This window comes from Bacillus cereus group sp. MYBK216-1 (assembly GCF_051916495.1).
In the GTDB taxonomy this organism is placed as follows: domain Bacteria; phylum Bacillota; class Bacilli; order Bacillales; family Bacillaceae_G; genus Bacillus_A; species Bacillus_A thuringiensis_K.
Map to the genome: position 1 here is coordinate 165315 of NZ_JBQAGT010000003.1, position 16784 is coordinate 182098.

The window sequence follows — 16784 nt, forward strand, 5'->3', positions numbered from 1 at the left end:
ACAGAAAGAGCATCCGGAAAAAAGGATGCTCTTTCTGTATTGATCATGTAGATTCTTTTTTGGGTGAGGTGAAAAATTCGTCGATTTTGTCGGAGAGTAGTAATGGAATGGCTCCTTTTATAACAGAAATGTCCCAGTCCCACCATGCGAGATTCTCTAGTTTGTCAATCGTTTCTTGCGGGAAACGATATCGAACAAATTTTGCAGGATTACCAGCTACAATTGCATACGGGGGTACATCTTTTGTAACAATGCTCCTGGCGCCGATAATGGCCCCGTTACCAATTGTAACACCAGATAAAATGCAGGATTGATAACCAATCCATACATCATTGCCAATTACGATATCACCTTTTGAAGAAGGGTGACCAGTAATATGTGCTCCTTCATCAAAAAGTGCATTAAATGGATAAGTTGTTATCCAGTCTGCTCGATGTTCACCGCCAAGTATGAAAACGACTTCTTCTGCTAAGGAACAAAACTTACCTATTTTTAATTTTGTTTCATCGTTCCAAGAAAAAATGGTTGGCCCTACTTTACTATAAGTATAATCACCAATATCATATTTATTATATTCAGGTTTTTGATTTAAATATAACATGCTTCTTCAGCCTCCTTTCTCAATTAAGCGATACGTATGGAATATTATATGCAAGATGTAGTAATGTGAACTGTATTAATAGGTGAAATGAACAAAAGGGAGTGGGATGTATGCGATACGAAATGGGTTTATATAATAAACCGTTTCAGTCAATTCAATCAGGAAAAAAAGTATATGAAGTACGCCTATACGATAAAAAACGTCAACTAATAAACAAAGGCGATGAAATCGTATTTACGAATCTTACGACGACGGAAATGATGACGGTAAAAGTAACGGAAATAAAGCGATACGAGAGCTTTAAATCTATGTATGAACAAATTGATAAAAAATTATTGGATTGTGAGAATGATAGTTTAGAGGAAATGTTAGAAAGTACATACAAAATATATACGAAAGAACAAGAAAAAGAGTGGGGAACAGTCGCGATTCGTATTGAGGAAATAAAATGATAAGAAATCGCGGGGCGGCTATCATTGTACAGGAAGGGAAAATTGCTCTTATAAAACGTATTCGAGAAGAGGAAACATATTATGTTTTTCCTGGCGGAGGGGTTGAGGAAGGTGAAACGCCTGAAGAGGCAACGAAAAGAGAGGTATATGAAGAATTAGGGCTACATATAAAAGTGGAGCACCTTATTGCAAAGGTAAAATATAAAGGAAATGAATATTATTATGATGCCTATATTACAGGCGGAGTGTTCGGAAGTGGAACAGCTGAGGAATTTCAGCGGGAAGGTAGAGGAAGTTATATTCCGTTATGGCTACCGATAAACGAGTTGGAAAAAGTGAATATAAAGCCTTATGAAGTGGTCGGAAATATATTTAATCATTATAAAATATAACGTCTGACAACATACAAAAAAAACCATTGACATAGGCTTCTGATTTAAGTATTGTATTCGAGTATGTTTATAATCAGGAGGTTTATATGAGCAATCAAACTACTACACATCATGTGAAAATGACAACAGCGGATCCATCTGGAATTGGTCTATTTGGATTAGCGATGGTAACACTTGTAGCATCATCTCAAAAGTTAGGCTTAACAGATGGCGTTTCACTTGTATTACCGTGGGCAATCTTTTTAGGAGGATTTGCACAAATCTTTGCTTGCATTCACGATGCAAAGCATAACAATACATTCGGTACGACAGCATTTGGTGCGTACGGCCTATTTTGGTTAGGTGTTGGAATGACTTGGTTAATTCAACTTGGAGTATTTGGCGAAAAATTAGCACAAGCTGCAGATTCAAAACAGCTTGGTGTAGCCTTTATCGGATATTTGATTTTCACAATCTTTATGACGATTGGTGCAATGGAAACACATAAAGTATTATTTATGATCTTTGTCCTTATTGATTTCTTATTTATTGGTCTTTCATTAAGTACTTTAGGTGTTATGCCGCACGCAATGCATAATTTAGCAGCATATTCTGAACTTCTTATTTCATTATTATCTTTCTATGGTTCAGCAGCAGCAGTGTTAAATACACACTTTGGAAAAGTTGTTTTACCAGTAGGAAAGCCTTTTGGTATTTTTAAAAAGTAATAAAAAAGCACAGATGATTGTATAGTCATCTGTGCTTTTTTATTTATCCCGCTATTTGCCGGACAGTAAGACCCCCCACCTCAAAATTCAGTGGAAGCAAAGAAGTTAGGTGAGGGCCCTGCTGCCCGTAAAAGTCCGATTGGTTCAACTAATAATGAGTGGGGGATGAACAAAACTCCTACTCATTAAAGTTTCACTTTATTTGAAATAAGTAATGTAAATAAAAGTAGAAAAAATCAATTGAAATTGATTCTCATTATTAATATAATGAGAATGAGAATCATTTATTGTAAGAGGGGGATGCCGAAGTGGCGAAAATTTTAATAGCTTATGCAAGTATGTCAGGAAATACAGAGAGTATTGCTGATTTAATAAAAGTTAGTTTAGATGCTTTTGATCATGAAGTAGTATTGCAAGAGATGGAAGGCATGGATGCTGAAGAATTATTAGCTTATGATGGAATCATTTTAGGATCTTATACGTGGGGAGATGGTGAACTACCATTTGAAGCGGAAGATTTCCATGATGACTTAGAAAATATAGATTTATCAGGGAAAAAAGTAGCGGTATTCGGATCAGGAGATACGGCGTATGAACTGTTTTGTGAAGCGGTAACGATATTTGAAGAGAAACTTGTAGAACGTGGTGCAGAGCTTGTACAAGAAGGATTGAAAATTGAATTAGCTCCAGAAGATGAAGAGGATGTTGAAAAATGCAGTAATTTTGCAATTGCATTTGCTGAGAAGTTCTAAGAATGGGAGTGTCAACGTGGAGACAATGTTAAGTGCAACTGCTATTACAAAGTTAAGAGATGGAAAACTGTTGTTAGCTACTACATATAATGGCTTATTTATTGAACAAGACGGAGAATGGAAACGAATTTTAAATGGTTTTCAAAAACGAATTAGGGATTTACATAGCGAAGATAATGTAGTTTATGGTGTAGGTGACGAAGGGATTTTTATTCGTAGTATGAATGGTGGAGAGAACTGGACAATTCAGCGTTTTCCAACAAAAGCAACGAGTTGGAATGTATGTAGCAATGTACAAGGAACTGTCATTGCTCATGGAGAAAAAACGCTGTATCTTTCTAATAATTTCGGTTCGACATGGGAGACTATTCATCCGTTTCTTGAGTATGGCAGTGCGGCAGCGTCTATTCGATCGTTATTTTTATATAAGCATTACTTATTTATTGGTACGAAAATACATGCTAAATATGGTGGTGTTTGGCTCTTTGATTTGAAGACACGTAAATTAAAGAGGATTAAAATTGCGATGAATCAAATGATCTCCGCGTTGACTTTACACAATTCTTATTTAGTAGCGGCAAGTGGATCGTGCAAGGGAGTTAGCGGGAATATTTCTTATTGTAAAATAGATGAAAGTATTGTGAGTGAAAAAATATATTGGCATACATGTCAAAGTGAGCAGAAAGCAAGTAGTTATTTAGACTTAAGTGTAGATCAACATGTTTTATATACAACTTCAACACAAAATAAGGCGGGTATTAGTAGTGTGTGCCGTGTGCTTCTTGACGAAGGTATTGTTACAGTATGTGATTCAGTTAAAGGGCACGGATGGCGCATTGTTAATCAAAAAGATGGTTATGTAGTAGCCGGATCAGGCGAATTAAAAGCAATGCAGTGGGAACGAAAAATAATTTAAGAAAAAAACTTTACTTTTATTATATTGATATGATATAGTATATTTAAACCATTTTACTTTTAATAATATAGAGATTTAAATGAGCTGTAACTTCCGAGGAGGATAGCAATGTTAAATCTCCTCAGGGGTTGCAGTTTTTTAATATCTGGCTTATTATTGTAAGGTGGTTGAAAATGAATATGTACATATAGGTACATTGTAGGAGGATTTTTTTCATGCAAAACGGTAAAGTAAAATGGTTTAACTCAGAAAAAGGTTTCGGTTTCATCGAAGTTGAAGGCGGAGAAGACGTATTCGTTCATTTCTCAGCTATCCAAGGCGAAGGCTTCAAAACTTTAGAAGAAGGTCAAGAAGTTACTTTCGAAGTAGAACAAGGTAACCGTGGACCTCAAGCTACTAACGTAAACAAGAAGTAATTTTTGAAAAAAGAAGGGCTCGCCCTTCTTTTTTTTGCATTTTTATAGATGTCCTCCTACTTACATATCATAACAAGACTGAATTTTCATTTATTTTTTTGGGTATTTTTGTATAAAGTACATGAATAAATAAATACTGAAAATAAAGTGTTTGTGTGAAAAGGAATTTAGAAAGAGGTAAATAAATTGAAAAACGCTACACATTACATTGTGTTTGATATTGAGAGGAATTTCAGACCGTATAAATCAGAAGATCCGTCAGAAATAGTTGATATCGGAGCTGTAAAAATAGAAATAGGTACAATGAAGATAATCGAAGAATTTTCGGAGTTAGTAAAACCAAGTGCACGATTAACTCGTCATACAACAAAATTAACCGGTATTACGAAGAAAGATTTAATGGGTGTAGAAAAATTCCCTCAAATTATAGAGAAATTTATTCAGTTCATCGGCGAAGATTCTATATTTGTTTCATGGGGAAAAGAAGATTATCGTTTTCTATCTCATGATTGTACATTACATGGTGTTGAATGCCCAAGTATAGAAAAAGAAAGTAGAATTGATTTGCAAAAATTTGTTTTCCAAGCATATGAGGAATTGTTTGAACATACGCCAAGTTTACAATTTGCGGTAGAACAGCTCGCTTTAACGTGGGAAGGGAAACAGCACCGTGCTTTAGCAGATGCCGAAAATACAGCAAATATACTTCTTAAAGTGTATAGTGAGAGAGATATTAATAAGCGATACAAAAGACATGGTGAACTTGAACTTGTAAAAAACGGAAAACTAACAGAAAAAGCGAAAAAAAAGATGCGAAAATGGGTGTTTAAAGAACTAAAGAAAGATACAGAACGCCTTTTTGAATGGAGTACATTTGAAAGTAGTGACACGTGGGAAAGTATAACGGAAAGATATTATATAAGTGAAAATACAGTAGAACTGCTGAAAAAACATTTTCGTACGGCGGTTAGAAAAGCGGAAAGGCAGATTAGATACTTGGCTGAAATGGAGGAGAATACAGAGGTTAAATGAATTTCTTCTCCATCTCTAACTACATACATGTAATAACAGCGTATTGATATTAAATAGGCATCAACTTGTTGTTGTGATTGCGCATTATAATTGCTTAGGGAGTGTTAAGACGTAATAAGAGTTTTAAACCGTATTAATAAAATAAAAATATATATAAAGAAAAGAGTGTAGTTTAATGGAAACAATCTTTAACATTTTAACTGTTTTAGTTTTTGGGATAATATTTACCACACAATTAGCATTAACTACACTTTCTTTCATAGTAAAGAAGAATTGGAAAAAACTTAATATCTCTTTAAGTTGTGGTGTATTAAAGTTTAAAATAGAAGAGTAAGATTGAGTTTTGTACAAGGGAGGTGTGGTAGTGGTAGACTTGGATATTAAAGATGTCACAGTAAAGATGGAATTAAACGGTGTCTTTTGGAATGAGGATGGGATTGCTGAAATGAAGGTGACTACAAAAGAAGAGCATTCTTTTATTCTTCGTCTAGTAGTTGATTTAGAAAGTAAAACTATTAGGGCGACGAGTGCGGAAATAGTGAATGGATTCTGCCCTCTGTGCAAACAGAAAAAGGACGAATGTAGTGAACTTAATGACTTGCAAAACAAAATGGAAATTTTAGAAGAAGCCTACGATTGGGTAAGAGAACATCCGGAATATCGTTTTCAATTATCTTTTTACGAGTACAATAAATTTGAGGTAGTGAAGTGAAGTTTTAATTTTGAGAACATACATAGTGACTAAAAGGAACAACATAAAAAACTTATAGAAGGGTTTAATCAACTAGAAATATTGAAGCAGATATCTTTAATGGAAATACGCTTGTATAACAAGGAAAGAATCTACTTGATTCTGCAACAAATTTCATCTTAGATTAAAAAATTTTAAACATAAACATATTTTGCTATAAAGCAGAGCAACCGATTCTTAGTAGAATCGGTTTTTAATATAAATGTCAACTAAGTCTAAAATAAAAGAGCGCTTGTTAAAAGCGCTCAGTAAAAATAGTTATATGGAAGTATTTATTCAATACCGCTCGGATCAAACGAATACTGCTGCTTATTCTCAATCCGCTCAATCACATCTTGCAGCTCATCTGGCTTCAGAAACTCAATAGGAGAGAAGCCTTTTTCAAACGTAAGTGTGTCTGCTTCAATCATAAGTACATATCGGTCATTTACCTTCGCAATATGTATTTGATCCCCGAAATCAGCAAGCAGGGCCTTTACAGAGATATGGTCTGCTTTTAGCTTTAATTCCACTTCAGGAGCGTGCTCGACGATTTGAGCGGTTGCTTCCATTACCTCTTCGGTTGAAAATTGTTCCATAATTTCGCGTTTCGGACTGGCAGCCCATACTTCCATCGCTTGGTCGAATTGTTCGCGTTCTTCCGTACCTTCTTCAAATACATCTTCAATTTGGTCGTATACCATGTCCATTACCTGTGTTTTCATAATTTCAGGCATAGAGCGTTCATATTCGACAAATTTTAAGAAGTCTTCGAAGTAGCGGGCATGTGATGCTTGGTGTATTTTTAGTTCGCCTACTTCAACCATACCTTCTTCAGGCATGTACGGATATTGGATAGATTTCATATTCTTTGTTGTGATGGCCATTTCAACGTTACGAATCAGTGTTGATTCATCAGAAATAGAAGCCACCTTTGGTTCGAAGTCACATTTCATTACGAATACGAATGGATCATCAAAGTATTTGCGTAGTTTTGCCTGTGCAATTAAAAATACACCTCCGCGTACAGCGCTTGTGTCAAGATATGTATAAACGAGAGGTTCGCTCATATCTTTAAAGCTTTCCTTTGTTTCTGCAAAGCGAATACGATTAAAAAGGTTGTAATGAGGGTTTGAATCCAGTTCGTGTCCTTCTTCTACAATAAAGCGACCAATCTTTGTTGGGGCTTGTTCTGTTTTTGCATGACGTTCTACTTTTCGCTTTGATATTTTTAATAACTCACCATTCAAAAATTCTTTTAATGAGCTATCTTCATATTCTTCAGCGTCTAAAGTTTGAAAATGTTTGTAGCGTTTATCAACTGCTTCACCTTTTCCTTCTACTTGTACAACATAAAAGGAAAGATAATTTATTTCAAAATCCATATTTATCACCTTGTTTCATTTCATTAACTCTTATCAGTATAGAGATGGAAAAAACTTTCGTCAATTTATATAAGGAAGGGGGAGCCCCTTCCTTATATAATTTTTATTTTCTCGATTAAAATCCGTCTTCTAATGCTGCGAATGGAATGTTTAGTCTGTTTTCTACTGTGCGTAAACGTTGGTTTAAGCGGTTTAGTCTACGTGTATGGCGCTCAACTGTATTTTCTAGTCGACGTACTCTTTGTTCAAGCTCATTTACGCGTCTTTCTAATTGACGATTTCCAGTGCCAGGAAAAGAGATTGGAAGTTGGAATTGTCTATTTTGGTCATATGAATTCGTTTGCTCTGCTTGATCTATATAAGATTGGTATTGTGCTTGTAAGTCATACTGTGGTTGTTGGTACGCATATTGATTATATGGATCATATGGATTGTAGGGATACATAATAACATCCTCCATTTCTTTAAAATAGGTTGAATTCACCATAATGTATGTGCAAAAGCGGAGCGGTGACACGGCAAATACCTATTTATATTGAGGGATTTCTCTTTATCGTGCTATTTGCTGGGCAGTAAGACCCCCACTGATTAAAGTTTCACTTTATAAAAAATAGCTTGAGGGTTTTTAATTTGTATTTCTTTTGGTTAATGGTATATACTGGATAAAAGGGGAGTTTACATAAAAGTTACAATTCTATCAAGCTCAAACTTTTATGTAAATATGTATAGACATTTGTAAAAGAAAAGAGTAATTTATATAGAGTGAAAAATAACTTGTAACATTTTATAAACATATTGTAAAATGATTGTAACAAAATATACATAAAAATGAAATGAATACATAATAGTGATGTTGGGGAAAGGGAGAGAGTATATTGTTCCGTAAAGTAAAGGGTATATTAGTTGGGGTGTTATGTGTAGCTATAATGAGTGGCTGTGGTGCAAAAGTAAGTGATGTTGCATTGGTAAGTGATATTGGTGGGCACACTGTAGAGGCTAAAGCAGAAGTGCAGAATACTATTAGTTTAGTTGATGGTCGAACTGGTACTGAAGTGAAAAAATTAGATTTATCTAGTTTAGGCTATTTTGAAGATGAAGCGAAATTTAAAAAGTCTGTAACAAAGGTTGTTGGTGAGGTTGGAAAAAGCGTCGACAAAAAAATGGTTCCTTCACGTATAGCACCTGATGGAAGTTGGCAAGAAGGAAAACCTTCTTATGAATTAATGGAAAAAGAATTAGTAGATAAATTGTTAAATGTTGGTATGTGGGATGCTACGTATCAGTTGCCGATCGTGGAGAAAAAACCAGTCGCAACATTAAGTGATGCGCAAGGAAATGGTACGGTAATTGGTAGATATGAAACGAACTTAGGTGGTTCAACAGGTGGCCGTATTGAGAATATTCGTTTGTCAGCAGCGAGTATAAATGGAGTTGTGCTAGCAAAAGGAGACCGTTTCTCTTTTAATTCATTAATCGGTGATACAACACCAGATAAAGGATATCAATTAGGGAAAGAAATAGTTGATGGTAAATTAGTAGATGGATATGGCGGTGGTGTTTGTCAAACATCTTCAACTTTATACAATGCAGCAGATCAAGCTGGCCTGAAAATGGTGGAGAGAACTACACATTCTAAAACGGTAGGTTATGTTCCACAAGGAAGAGATGCTACAATTGCATATCCATATTTAGATTTAGTATTTGAAAATACGAATGATGCACCTGTGAAGCTTTATATGGGCATTCAGGGTGGAAAGCTAGTTGCTGAAGTACATAAAATGAGATAAGAGTTAAAAAGCCACCTTTTCTAAAAGTTAAAATGAAGTGCACCCCAATTGTTAGACACAGTCTAACAATTGGAGGTGCATTTTTTATTATGAAAATAAAAATGTATGTAAATTCTGACTTTTATTATTTACATAGGATGATTTTACTTGTATCCTTCATAGTAACGGTTATATGTAATGGGAAAATATAGGGATAAGGAGATGAAGTTATTCATGGTACAAATTCATCCGAAAACACGTATTGGTCATGTTGAATTTAAAGTGAAAGATTTAGAGCGTCAAATTGCTTTTTATGAAAATGTTGTAGGCTTAGAAGTAATTAAGCAAGAGGAAAATAAAGCATATTTATCTGGAAAAGGTGGAAAGAACGCGTTACTTGTTCTTGAAAAGTTAGAGGAAGGGGTACTGCAAGAACCGCGTACGACTGGTATATATCATGTAGCCTTTTTAGTTCCGACTCGTGAAGCTTTTGCTTCTGCGCTATTTGGGGTTCTTCGTAATAAGAATGTAATTGACAGCCCGGCTGAGCAAGAAGGGCGTTATACATATTCAAATGAAATTTTACCAATTTCAAGGTTTAATAGTGCAAGTGATCATACATATAGCGAAGCTTTTTATTTGCAAGATTTAGAGGGGAATGGTATTGAAATTTATGCAGACCGTCCGCGCGATCGATGGGGAGAAGGGCCAGGAGGAAGTACACCACTTGATTTAAAAGAATTGGCAACACTTGTTGATTATGAGTTTGCTGGTTTGCCTGCTAATACTGTCGTTGGGCACGTACATTTACGAATAGCTGATGTAGAGAAATCACATGAATTTTATGTGGAAACAGTAGGTTTTGAAGTACAACAGCGTGAAGAGGATTGCTTATTTATTTCAGCAGGGGGATATCATCACCATATTGGTGCAAATACGTGGAACGGAGTAAACAACCCACACCCACCAGTACATGCAACTGGGCTAAAAGTGTATACGATTGTACTACCGTATAAAGAAGCGTTAGATGAAGTGAAAGAAAGATTAATAGAAAAACAACATGAAATAAATGAAACTACAAATGGGTTTGTGGTGGTAGATCCAAGTGGTATTACAGTGCAATTTGAAATAGAAGCAGTGTAAAATAAGCGAGAAAGTGTATAATCACTTTCTCGCTTATTTGTGATCATTCATAGCTCAATCCAATATCTTCTTACTACATTCCCATCTTCCTCAGTGAAATCATGATCACGAAGCCCGCCGTTATGTAAAATCGTTTTTTCAGAAGCGGTATTCACTGCGTCGCAAACGACAAGTACTTTCGTGATGTCTAATTCCTTCGTTTTTTCTAATGATAATGCTAGTAATTTCGTAGCATAACCTTTTCTTCTTTCAGAAGGGCGAATGCCATAACCGATATGACCGCCAGCGTTAAATAGATGTTCAGTTAAACTATGACGTATATTAACAGCTCCGACAATTCTATTATTATTTGTAACGAGCCAATATGTAGAATCTGGTACCCAAGTTTCAGGGATATTTATTCCGTTATGCGCATCGAGAAGTTCTTGAACCATAGCTGGGAAGTTAGCAGGATTTTTTGAGATAACCCACGGGATCATTGTTTCACCGCTATCTTTCCATTCGTTATAGAAATCTAAGTATTCTTCTTGTAAATCAGTAGTAGGTGTAAGTAACGAGACGTTCATTGTTAGTAAGCTCCTTTGTTTATGTAGTATTTATAAAAAATTATGATACAAAATGAAAGCGTTTTCCAGAATTTCTTAACCTAATTTCATGTAATCCACCTTTGGTTTTTTAGAAAATTAGTGAAGGTTTAAAATTAGGAGTTATTTATTTTATGTTAATATTTAAAATATTAACATAAAACGGTCGGAGTATTAAGTTTATTTTAGTGATATTCTTTCATGTTGATAAATGGATATTTGTGATAATTTTTGTTTTATCTATCTATAATGAATGAAAGGGGGAAGTGCCCGTGAGTGTAGATTTTGATTTTATTATACGAATCGGTGTTGCTGGCTTGTTAGGAGCAATGATTGGTATTGAAAGAGAAATTCGATCGAAAGAAGCTGGATTAAAGACTCATTTCCTCGTAGCGGTAGGAAGTGCGTTAATAATGGTTGTTTCGAAATATGCCTTTTCAGATATTGTGTATGAAGAGCATACGTCTCTAGACCCAAGTCGGATTGCAGCGCAAGTCGTTAGTGGAGTTGGTTTTTTAGGTGCAGGCACAATTATTATTCAAAAGCAGGCGGTGAAAGGATTAACGACCGCGGCTGGTTTATGGGCTACTGCCGGCATAGGATTAGCAATTGGAGCAGGAATGTATGTAGTAGGCATTGGAGCGACGATTCTCGTTTTAATTGGTTTAGAAATTGTAAGTCGTATTTTTAAGGTGCAATTTTTATTTCCACAAAATATTACAGTGCAAATGTTTGTAAACAAACATGAAGCGGTACAACAAGTATTGGAAACACTACAAGTGAAAGGCATCCCAATACTCTCATATGAGGTGGAAGCTTCACAGCAAGGTACAGAAACTGTTTATAAGATAGGGATGCAACTGAAAAATATATCGTCAGAAGAACAGAATGAGTTTATTCAGCATATGCAAACATTACCGGAAGTTACGTTTATAAAGTTAAAATCATAGTGTTGAAAATGAGGATAGATGTAGCAGGAATTTTGCTATTATCTATCTTTTTTTTGATATAAAATGTACGGAAAGTCAAGCGTTAATTTTACATGGAATGAATACATGTGTGAACGTTACCTTATTTTTTCTCAATACAGGACATAAAGTGAAAATAGTAAAATAATGGAGCGGGACACTAAAAATGTAAGGTAGGGGAGAGCATGAAAGGCTATTCAAAGAAAATGTTAGTAGGGGTAAGTTTTGCTAGTTTAATGTTAGGGAATTTTCAAGGGGGAAGTTTGGCAGAAGATACTAAGGGAGAGCAAGTTTCTTATCGAAATGTGCTCAAAATGGAGCCAGTCGGTGTACAACTACCAGTACAAGAATTAGCTCATTCATCGAAAGTGCTCGAAAGCAAGTCTTTTGAGAAAAGGCTACAATTTGCCGATTTATCACAAAGACCACCTGAGGTGAAAAAAGAAAGTAAGCAATTAGCTGTAGCGAAAACTTATACAATTGCTGAATTAAATCAATTAAGCAATCAGCAGTTAGTAGATTTACTTGTAACAATTGATTGGGAGCAAATTACGGGGCTATTTCAGTTTAATACAGACAGTCTAGCATTCTATCAAAATGATAGTAGGATGCAGGCGATTATTGATAAATTGAAGCAGCAAGGACAAGCCTATACGAAGGATGATTCAAAAGGGATTGAGACATTAGTGGAGGTATTACGTTCAGGATTTTATTTAGGATTTTATAATTCGGAACTTAGTAAATTAAATGAGCGGGGTTATCATGATAAATGCTTACCCGCATTAAAAGCGATAGCTAACAACTCAAATTTCAAGCTGGGTACATTAGAGCAAAATAGAGTGGTATCATCATACGGAAAGTTGATAGGAAACGCTTCGAGCGATGTGGAAACGATAACATCGGCTGCAAAGATTTTTAAACAATATAATGATAATTTTTCTACATTAGTAGATAATCTTTCAGCTGGAAATGCTATTTACGATATTATGCAAGGTGTTGATTACGACATTCAATCGTATTTGTACGATACGAGGAAAGAACCGAAAGATACAGTATGGTATCAGAAAATAGATAGTTATATTAATGAACTAAGTCGTTTTGCATTAATGGGAACGATTACAGAAAAAAACGGTTGGCTTATTAATAATGGCATTTATTATACAGGTAGACTCGGTATGTTCCATAATACAGGAACGAAAGGGTTACAAGTTGTAACTGATGCGATGAAAATTTACCCGTATTTAGGGGAGCAATATTTCGTAGCTGCTGAGCAAATCGCAACGAATTATGGCGGAAAAGATGCAAATGGTAACGTGGTGAATTTAGATCAAATAAGAGAAGAGGGAAAGAAAAAATATTTGCCAAAAACGTATACGTTTGATGATGGGACAATTGTTTTAAAAGCTGGAGATAAAGTGACAGAAGAAAAAGTAAAACGTTTATATTGGGCGGCAAAAGAAGTGAAGGCACAATTCCATCGTACGGTTGAAAGTGATCAACCTTTAGAAAAAGGAAATCCTGATGATGTATTAACGATGGTTATTTATAATAGCCCAGCAGAATATCAATTTAATCGTCAATTGTACGGTTATGAAACGAATAACGGTGGTCTTTATATAGAAGGAACAGGTACGTTCTTTACTTATGAGCGTACGCTAGAAGAAAGTATTTATAGTTTAGAAGAATTATTCAGACACGAGTTCACGCATTATTTACAAGGTAGATATGAAGTACCAGGGTTATGGGGACAAGGGAAAATATATGAAAATGAAAGGTTATCTTGGTTTGAAGAAGGGAATGCTGAATTTTTTGCAGGGGCAACGAGAACGGATAATGTTGTACCGAGAAAGAGTATTATAGGAGGATTATCTTCAAATCCAGCAGAGCGTTATACGGCAGAGCGAACGTTAAATGCAAAGTATGGAACGTGGGATTTCTATAATTATTCCTTTGCTTTACAATCGTATATGTACAATAAGAGATATGATATGTTCGATAAAATACATGATCTTATTAGGAAAAATGATGTAACAGCATATGATGCATATCGCTCTACATTAAGTAAAGATGCGAATTTAAATAAAGAATATCAAGATTATATGCAAATGCTAGTTGATAATCGTGAGAAATATAATGTGCCATTAGTATCAGACGATTATTTAGCGAATCATGCATCGAAGCGAGTTTCAGATATTGCGGCAGAAATAACAGCGGAAGCAAAATTGAAAAATGTATCAGTGAAGAAAAATAAATCACAGTTCTTTAATACATTCACACTACAAGGAACATATACAGGAACTACAGTAAAAGGAGAATATGAAGATTGGAAAACAATTACACAAAACGTTAATGATACGTTAAAACGTTTAAGTGCAAAGGAATGGACAGGCTATAAAACAGTAACAGCATACTTCGTAAATTATCGCGTGAATGCATCAGGACAATTTGAATATGATGTTGTGTTCCACGGTATTAATACAGAAGAAGGTGCAGAGAATAAAGCACCAGTTGCAGTTATAAACGGTCCGTATAGTGGAAATGTAAATGAAGCAATTTTATTTAAAAGCGACGGATCAAAAGATGAAGATGGGAAAATTACTTCATATAAATGGGAGTTTGGTGATGGAGCAGTAAGTAATGAGCAAAATCCAATTCACGTATATACAAAAGAAGGAACGTATACGACGAAATTAACGGTAACAGACGATAAAGGAGCAACTAATACTGCTACAGCGACTGTAACTGTTCAAAAGAAAGAAGATAACAGTGTAGAAAAAGAACCGAATAACTCATTCCAAACAGCAAACAAATTGCAGTTAAATCAAGTTTTACGTGCTAGTTTAGGAAATGGCGATACAAGTGATTTCTTTGAAATTAATGTGGAGACTGCTAAAAACCTTCAAATTAACGTAACGAATGAAAATAATATTGGAATGAACTGGGTACTTTATTCTGAAGCAGATTTAAATAATTATGTTACGTATGCTCAGCAACAAGGGAATAAATTAGTAGGTAGCTACTACACGTATCCAGGGAAGTATTATTTACATGTGTATCAGTATGGCGGGGGGACAGGGAATTATACGGTGGAAGTGAAGTAGTAGAAGGGGAGTTGTCTTTTTCGATGAATGGAAAAAGGTCCGTACTTTAATGAAAAAACAACTGCAGGAAATGTCACTAGTGATAATAACAAATTAAGTGTCGCGAGATATTATATTTACATTAAACAAATCTAATCAGTAAATGAGATAAAATCGATGAACTAGTATTTCATCACGATGTAAGAAAAGTTATAAATATTAAGTGCGTTTAATGTAGTTAAACTAAAGGATCAGAGTGTATCTGTAACAATAGATAAGCTCTGATCCTTATTATATTTAATTAACGCATATGAATTTAAGATAATTAATAAGTAAGCTAGCTAGCGGGATTCTTAAAATTCATTTATGTAATTAACTAAACAGAAAATTGTTATCACATTAGCAAGGGATACTAATAGAAAAGCGTGTCCCTTTACCTAATTCACTCTCTATTTCTATATCTCCGTTTAATTCTCTAATAATACTATAAGCAATCATAGTACCAAGCCCAGTTCCTTTTTCTGTTGTTGAATAGAATGGCAAAGCAATTCGTTTTATTTGTTGAGATGACATCCCAATTCCTGAATCAATAATATCAATTATGATATTTCCTTTTACTTTTTGTATATTTATTTGTAATAATCCACCATTTTTCATAGCCTCAATTCCGTTTTGGATGATGTTGTTTAGACAGAGTTTGAATTTTTCGGGGTCCCCATTTATATAAAAGGAATCTGTACTATTTTGTTTGATTTCAACTTTGTATGATAGAGCGAGTGGTGAAATAGTATCTTTCACCTGATTTAAAATGTGATTAATATCTATTTTTTCTTTTAGGGTATTCTGTGGTTTGGTTAAAGATAAATAGTTATTAATAGTAGATTGTATTTGCTGCATTTCAATTAACATGATTTCTAAGTATTGATCCTGAGATAGCTTAGAGGCATGTTTTTCATTTAATAATTGAGTGAATCCATGTACCGTGGTTAGTGGATTGTGGATTTCGTGTGCAATTGACGCTGCTAGTTCGCTAGCTATATAAAATTTTTCAGCCCGTTGCAGTTTTTCTTTCATTTTATATTTCTCAATCATTTCCTCTATAAAATAAACTGATAATAATACTGTGAAAATATTAATGATTATATAATTTAATAAAAATTCTATGAGAGTAGAGTCTATTTTACCTCCTGTATTTATTTGAGTTACAATACCGCAAATAGAAAGGGAAGCTGTACATACTAAAATAAGAAGTAAGCTTAATAATATCTTTTTTTCTTTAAAATACATAGGTAATAAGTAACGAAAGAGCATTGTTATAACAGAAATGATAGTAAAGATAATAAATGATGGAAGAACGCCATTTCCGCCTAAGTAAAACCGGTAAGAAAGATATAAAATTCCTATAAAAACAATGTTTTTTGTATTTCCATATAGAAAAACTAATATTATAGGAATAAAACGTAAATCATAAATAAATCCCACATGTAAATGAAAAGGAAAAGTCATACAAAAAATAATAGCAATGGAGGAAAGGATAGAAAATAACATATTATTACATGTTATTTTTTCTTTAAACTCTAGCCAAAATACGTGATAGCTAAGGATACAAATTATTATAATAAAGGTATTTAATAAAAGAGTAGAAATTCCCATAGTTTTGCATCTCCGATAGTTTGTAAGTAGAATTATGTGTGAGTTGGACATAGATGTTTAGTATTAGTAGACTTTTTATCTAAAAAAGGAAGGGTACTTGAAAAGTGCTGTTATATTACTCGTATTAAAATTGATAAGGAAAATAGAAAAAAATAATAGATAAAAAATCTATTTAAATTTATGTACATATGAAATCATAAACTAACT

At 34.3% G+C, this 16784-nt stretch carries 17 protein-coding genes; 12 read left to right on the plus strand and 5 right to left on the minus strand.

Annotation, left to right across the window (positions count from 1 at the left end; translation table 11 throughout):
- Positions 1 to 43 precede the first annotated feature (43 nt).
- Positions 44 to 601, minus strand: a complete 558-nt coding sequence (locus ACTFRH_RS11280; protein ID WP_000966299.1) for a CatB-related O-acetyltransferase — start codon at positions 599 to 601, stop codon at positions 44 to 46.
- 110 nt (positions 602 to 711) lie between these two features.
- Here ACTFRH_RS11280 and ACTFRH_RS11285 point away from each other — a divergent pair, with 110 nt between their 5' ends.
- From ACTFRH_RS11285 to ACTFRH_RS11320, 8 genes are all read left to right on the plus strand, one after another.
- Positions 712 to 1053, plus strand: coding sequence for an ASCH domain-containing protein (locus tag ACTFRH_RS11285; RefSeq protein WP_001268365.1), 342 nt, complete (start codon positions 712 to 714; stop codon positions 1051 to 1053).
- Positions 1050 to 1445, plus strand: a complete 396-nt coding sequence (locus ACTFRH_RS11290; RefSeq protein WP_000620833.1) for an NUDIX hydrolase — start codon at positions 1050 to 1052, stop codon at positions 1443 to 1445. The genes ACTFRH_RS11285 and ACTFRH_RS11290 overlap by 4 nt, the downstream gene beginning before the upstream one ends.
- 86 nt (positions 1446 to 1531) lie before the next feature.
- Complete coding sequence (locus ACTFRH_RS11295) at positions 1532 to 2152, plus strand: acetate uptake transporter (RefSeq protein WP_000070938.1); 621 nt, start codon at positions 1532 to 1534, stop codon at positions 2150 to 2152.
- A 308-nt stretch (positions 2153 to 2460) separates the two neighbouring features.
- A complete protein-coding gene (locus ACTFRH_RS11300) occupies positions 2461 to 2904 on the plus strand; it encodes a flavodoxin (RefSeq protein ID WP_001062755.1) in 444 nt (147 codons plus the stop codon).
- A 16-nt stretch (positions 2905 to 2920) separates the two neighbouring features.
- Positions 2921 to 3820, plus strand: a complete 900-nt coding sequence (locus tag ACTFRH_RS11305; protein WP_000449487.1) for a WD40/YVTN/BNR-like repeat-containing protein — start codon at positions 2921 to 2923, stop codon at positions 3818 to 3820.
- Between the two features lie 215 nt (positions 3821 to 4035).
- Positions 4036 to 4236: a cold shock-like protein CspB gene (gene cspB, locus ACTFRH_RS11310; protein ID WP_001179150.1), complete on the plus strand. Its 201-nt coding sequence runs from the start codon at positions 4036 to 4038 to the stop codon at positions 4234 to 4236.
- A 186-nt stretch (positions 4237 to 4422) separates the two neighbouring features.
- Positions 4423 to 5268: an exonuclease gene (locus ACTFRH_RS11315; RefSeq protein ID WP_000786428.1), complete on the plus strand. Its 846-nt coding sequence runs from the start codon at positions 4423 to 4425 to the stop codon at positions 5266 to 5268.
- A 364-nt stretch (positions 5269 to 5632) separates the two neighbouring features.
- The gene (locus tag ACTFRH_RS11320) at positions 5633 to 5980 is read left to right on the plus strand and encodes a hypothetical protein (protein ID WP_000227979.1); all 348 of its coding nucleotides are present in this window, start codon (positions 5633 to 5635) and stop codon (positions 5978 to 5980) included.
- Positions 5981 to 6291: 311 nt separating this feature from the next.
- On the opposite strand, the gene ACTFRH_RS11325 is transcribed toward ACTFRH_RS11320, so the two are convergent.
- Both ACTFRH_RS11325 and ACTFRH_RS11330 read right to left on the minus strand, forming a co-directional pair.
- The gene (locus ACTFRH_RS11325; protein ID WP_000345055.1) at positions 6292 to 7383 is read right to left on the minus strand and encodes a DUF3900 domain-containing protein; all 1092 of its coding nucleotides are present in this window, start codon (positions 7381 to 7383) and stop codon (positions 6292 to 6294) included.
- A gap of 115 nt (positions 7384 to 7498) precedes the next feature.
- Positions 7499 to 7828, minus strand: coding sequence for a hypothetical protein (locus ACTFRH_RS11330; protein WP_000283713.1), 330 nt, complete (start codon positions 7826 to 7828; stop codon positions 7499 to 7501).
- A 430-nt stretch (positions 7829 to 8258) separates the two neighbouring features.
- Here ACTFRH_RS11330 and ACTFRH_RS11335 point away from each other — a divergent pair, with 430 nt between their 5' ends.
- Positions 8259 to 9170 (plus strand): VanW family protein, encoded by a 912-nt coding sequence (locus ACTFRH_RS11335; protein ID WP_000488974.1) that lies wholly within the window; start codon positions 8259 to 8261, stop codon positions 9168 to 9170.
- 213 nt (positions 9171 to 9383) lie between these two features.
- Positions 9384 to 10292, plus strand: coding sequence for a VOC family protein (locus ACTFRH_RS11340; RefSeq protein WP_000249873.1), 909 nt, complete (start codon positions 9384 to 9386; stop codon positions 10290 to 10292).
- Positions 10293 to 10339: 47 nt separating this feature from the next.
- Here ACTFRH_RS11340 and ACTFRH_RS11345 read toward each other — a convergent pair whose 3' ends face one another.
- A complete protein-coding gene (locus ACTFRH_RS11345) occupies positions 10340 to 10858 on the minus strand; it encodes a GNAT family N-acetyltransferase (RefSeq protein ID WP_001103123.1) in 519 nt (172 codons plus the stop codon).
- 290 nt (positions 10859 to 11148) lie between these two features.
- On the opposite strand from ACTFRH_RS11345, the gene ACTFRH_RS11350 reads away from it, so the two are divergent.
- On the plus strand, positions 11149 to 11826 hold the full coding sequence (locus ACTFRH_RS11350; protein ID WP_000109731.1) for an MgtC/SapB family protein: 678 nt from the start codon (positions 11149 to 11151) through the stop codon (positions 11824 to 11826).
- Between the two features lie 203 nt (positions 11827 to 12029).
- A complete protein-coding gene (gene colA / locus ACTFRH_RS11355; protein ID WP_440048752.1) occupies positions 12030 to 14945 on the plus strand; it encodes a collagenase ColA in 2916 nt (971 codons plus the stop codon).
- 378 nt (positions 14946 to 15323) lie between these two features.
- Here colA and ACTFRH_RS11360 read toward each other — a convergent pair whose 3' ends face one another.
- Positions 15324 to 16577 carry a sensor histidine kinase gene (locus tag ACTFRH_RS11360; RefSeq protein ID WP_000513016.1) on the minus strand — a complete coding sequence of 418 codons (1254 nt, stop codon included), beginning with the start codon at positions 16575 to 16577 and terminating at the stop codon, positions 15324 to 15326.
- Positions 16578 to 16784: the final 207 nt, after the last annotated feature.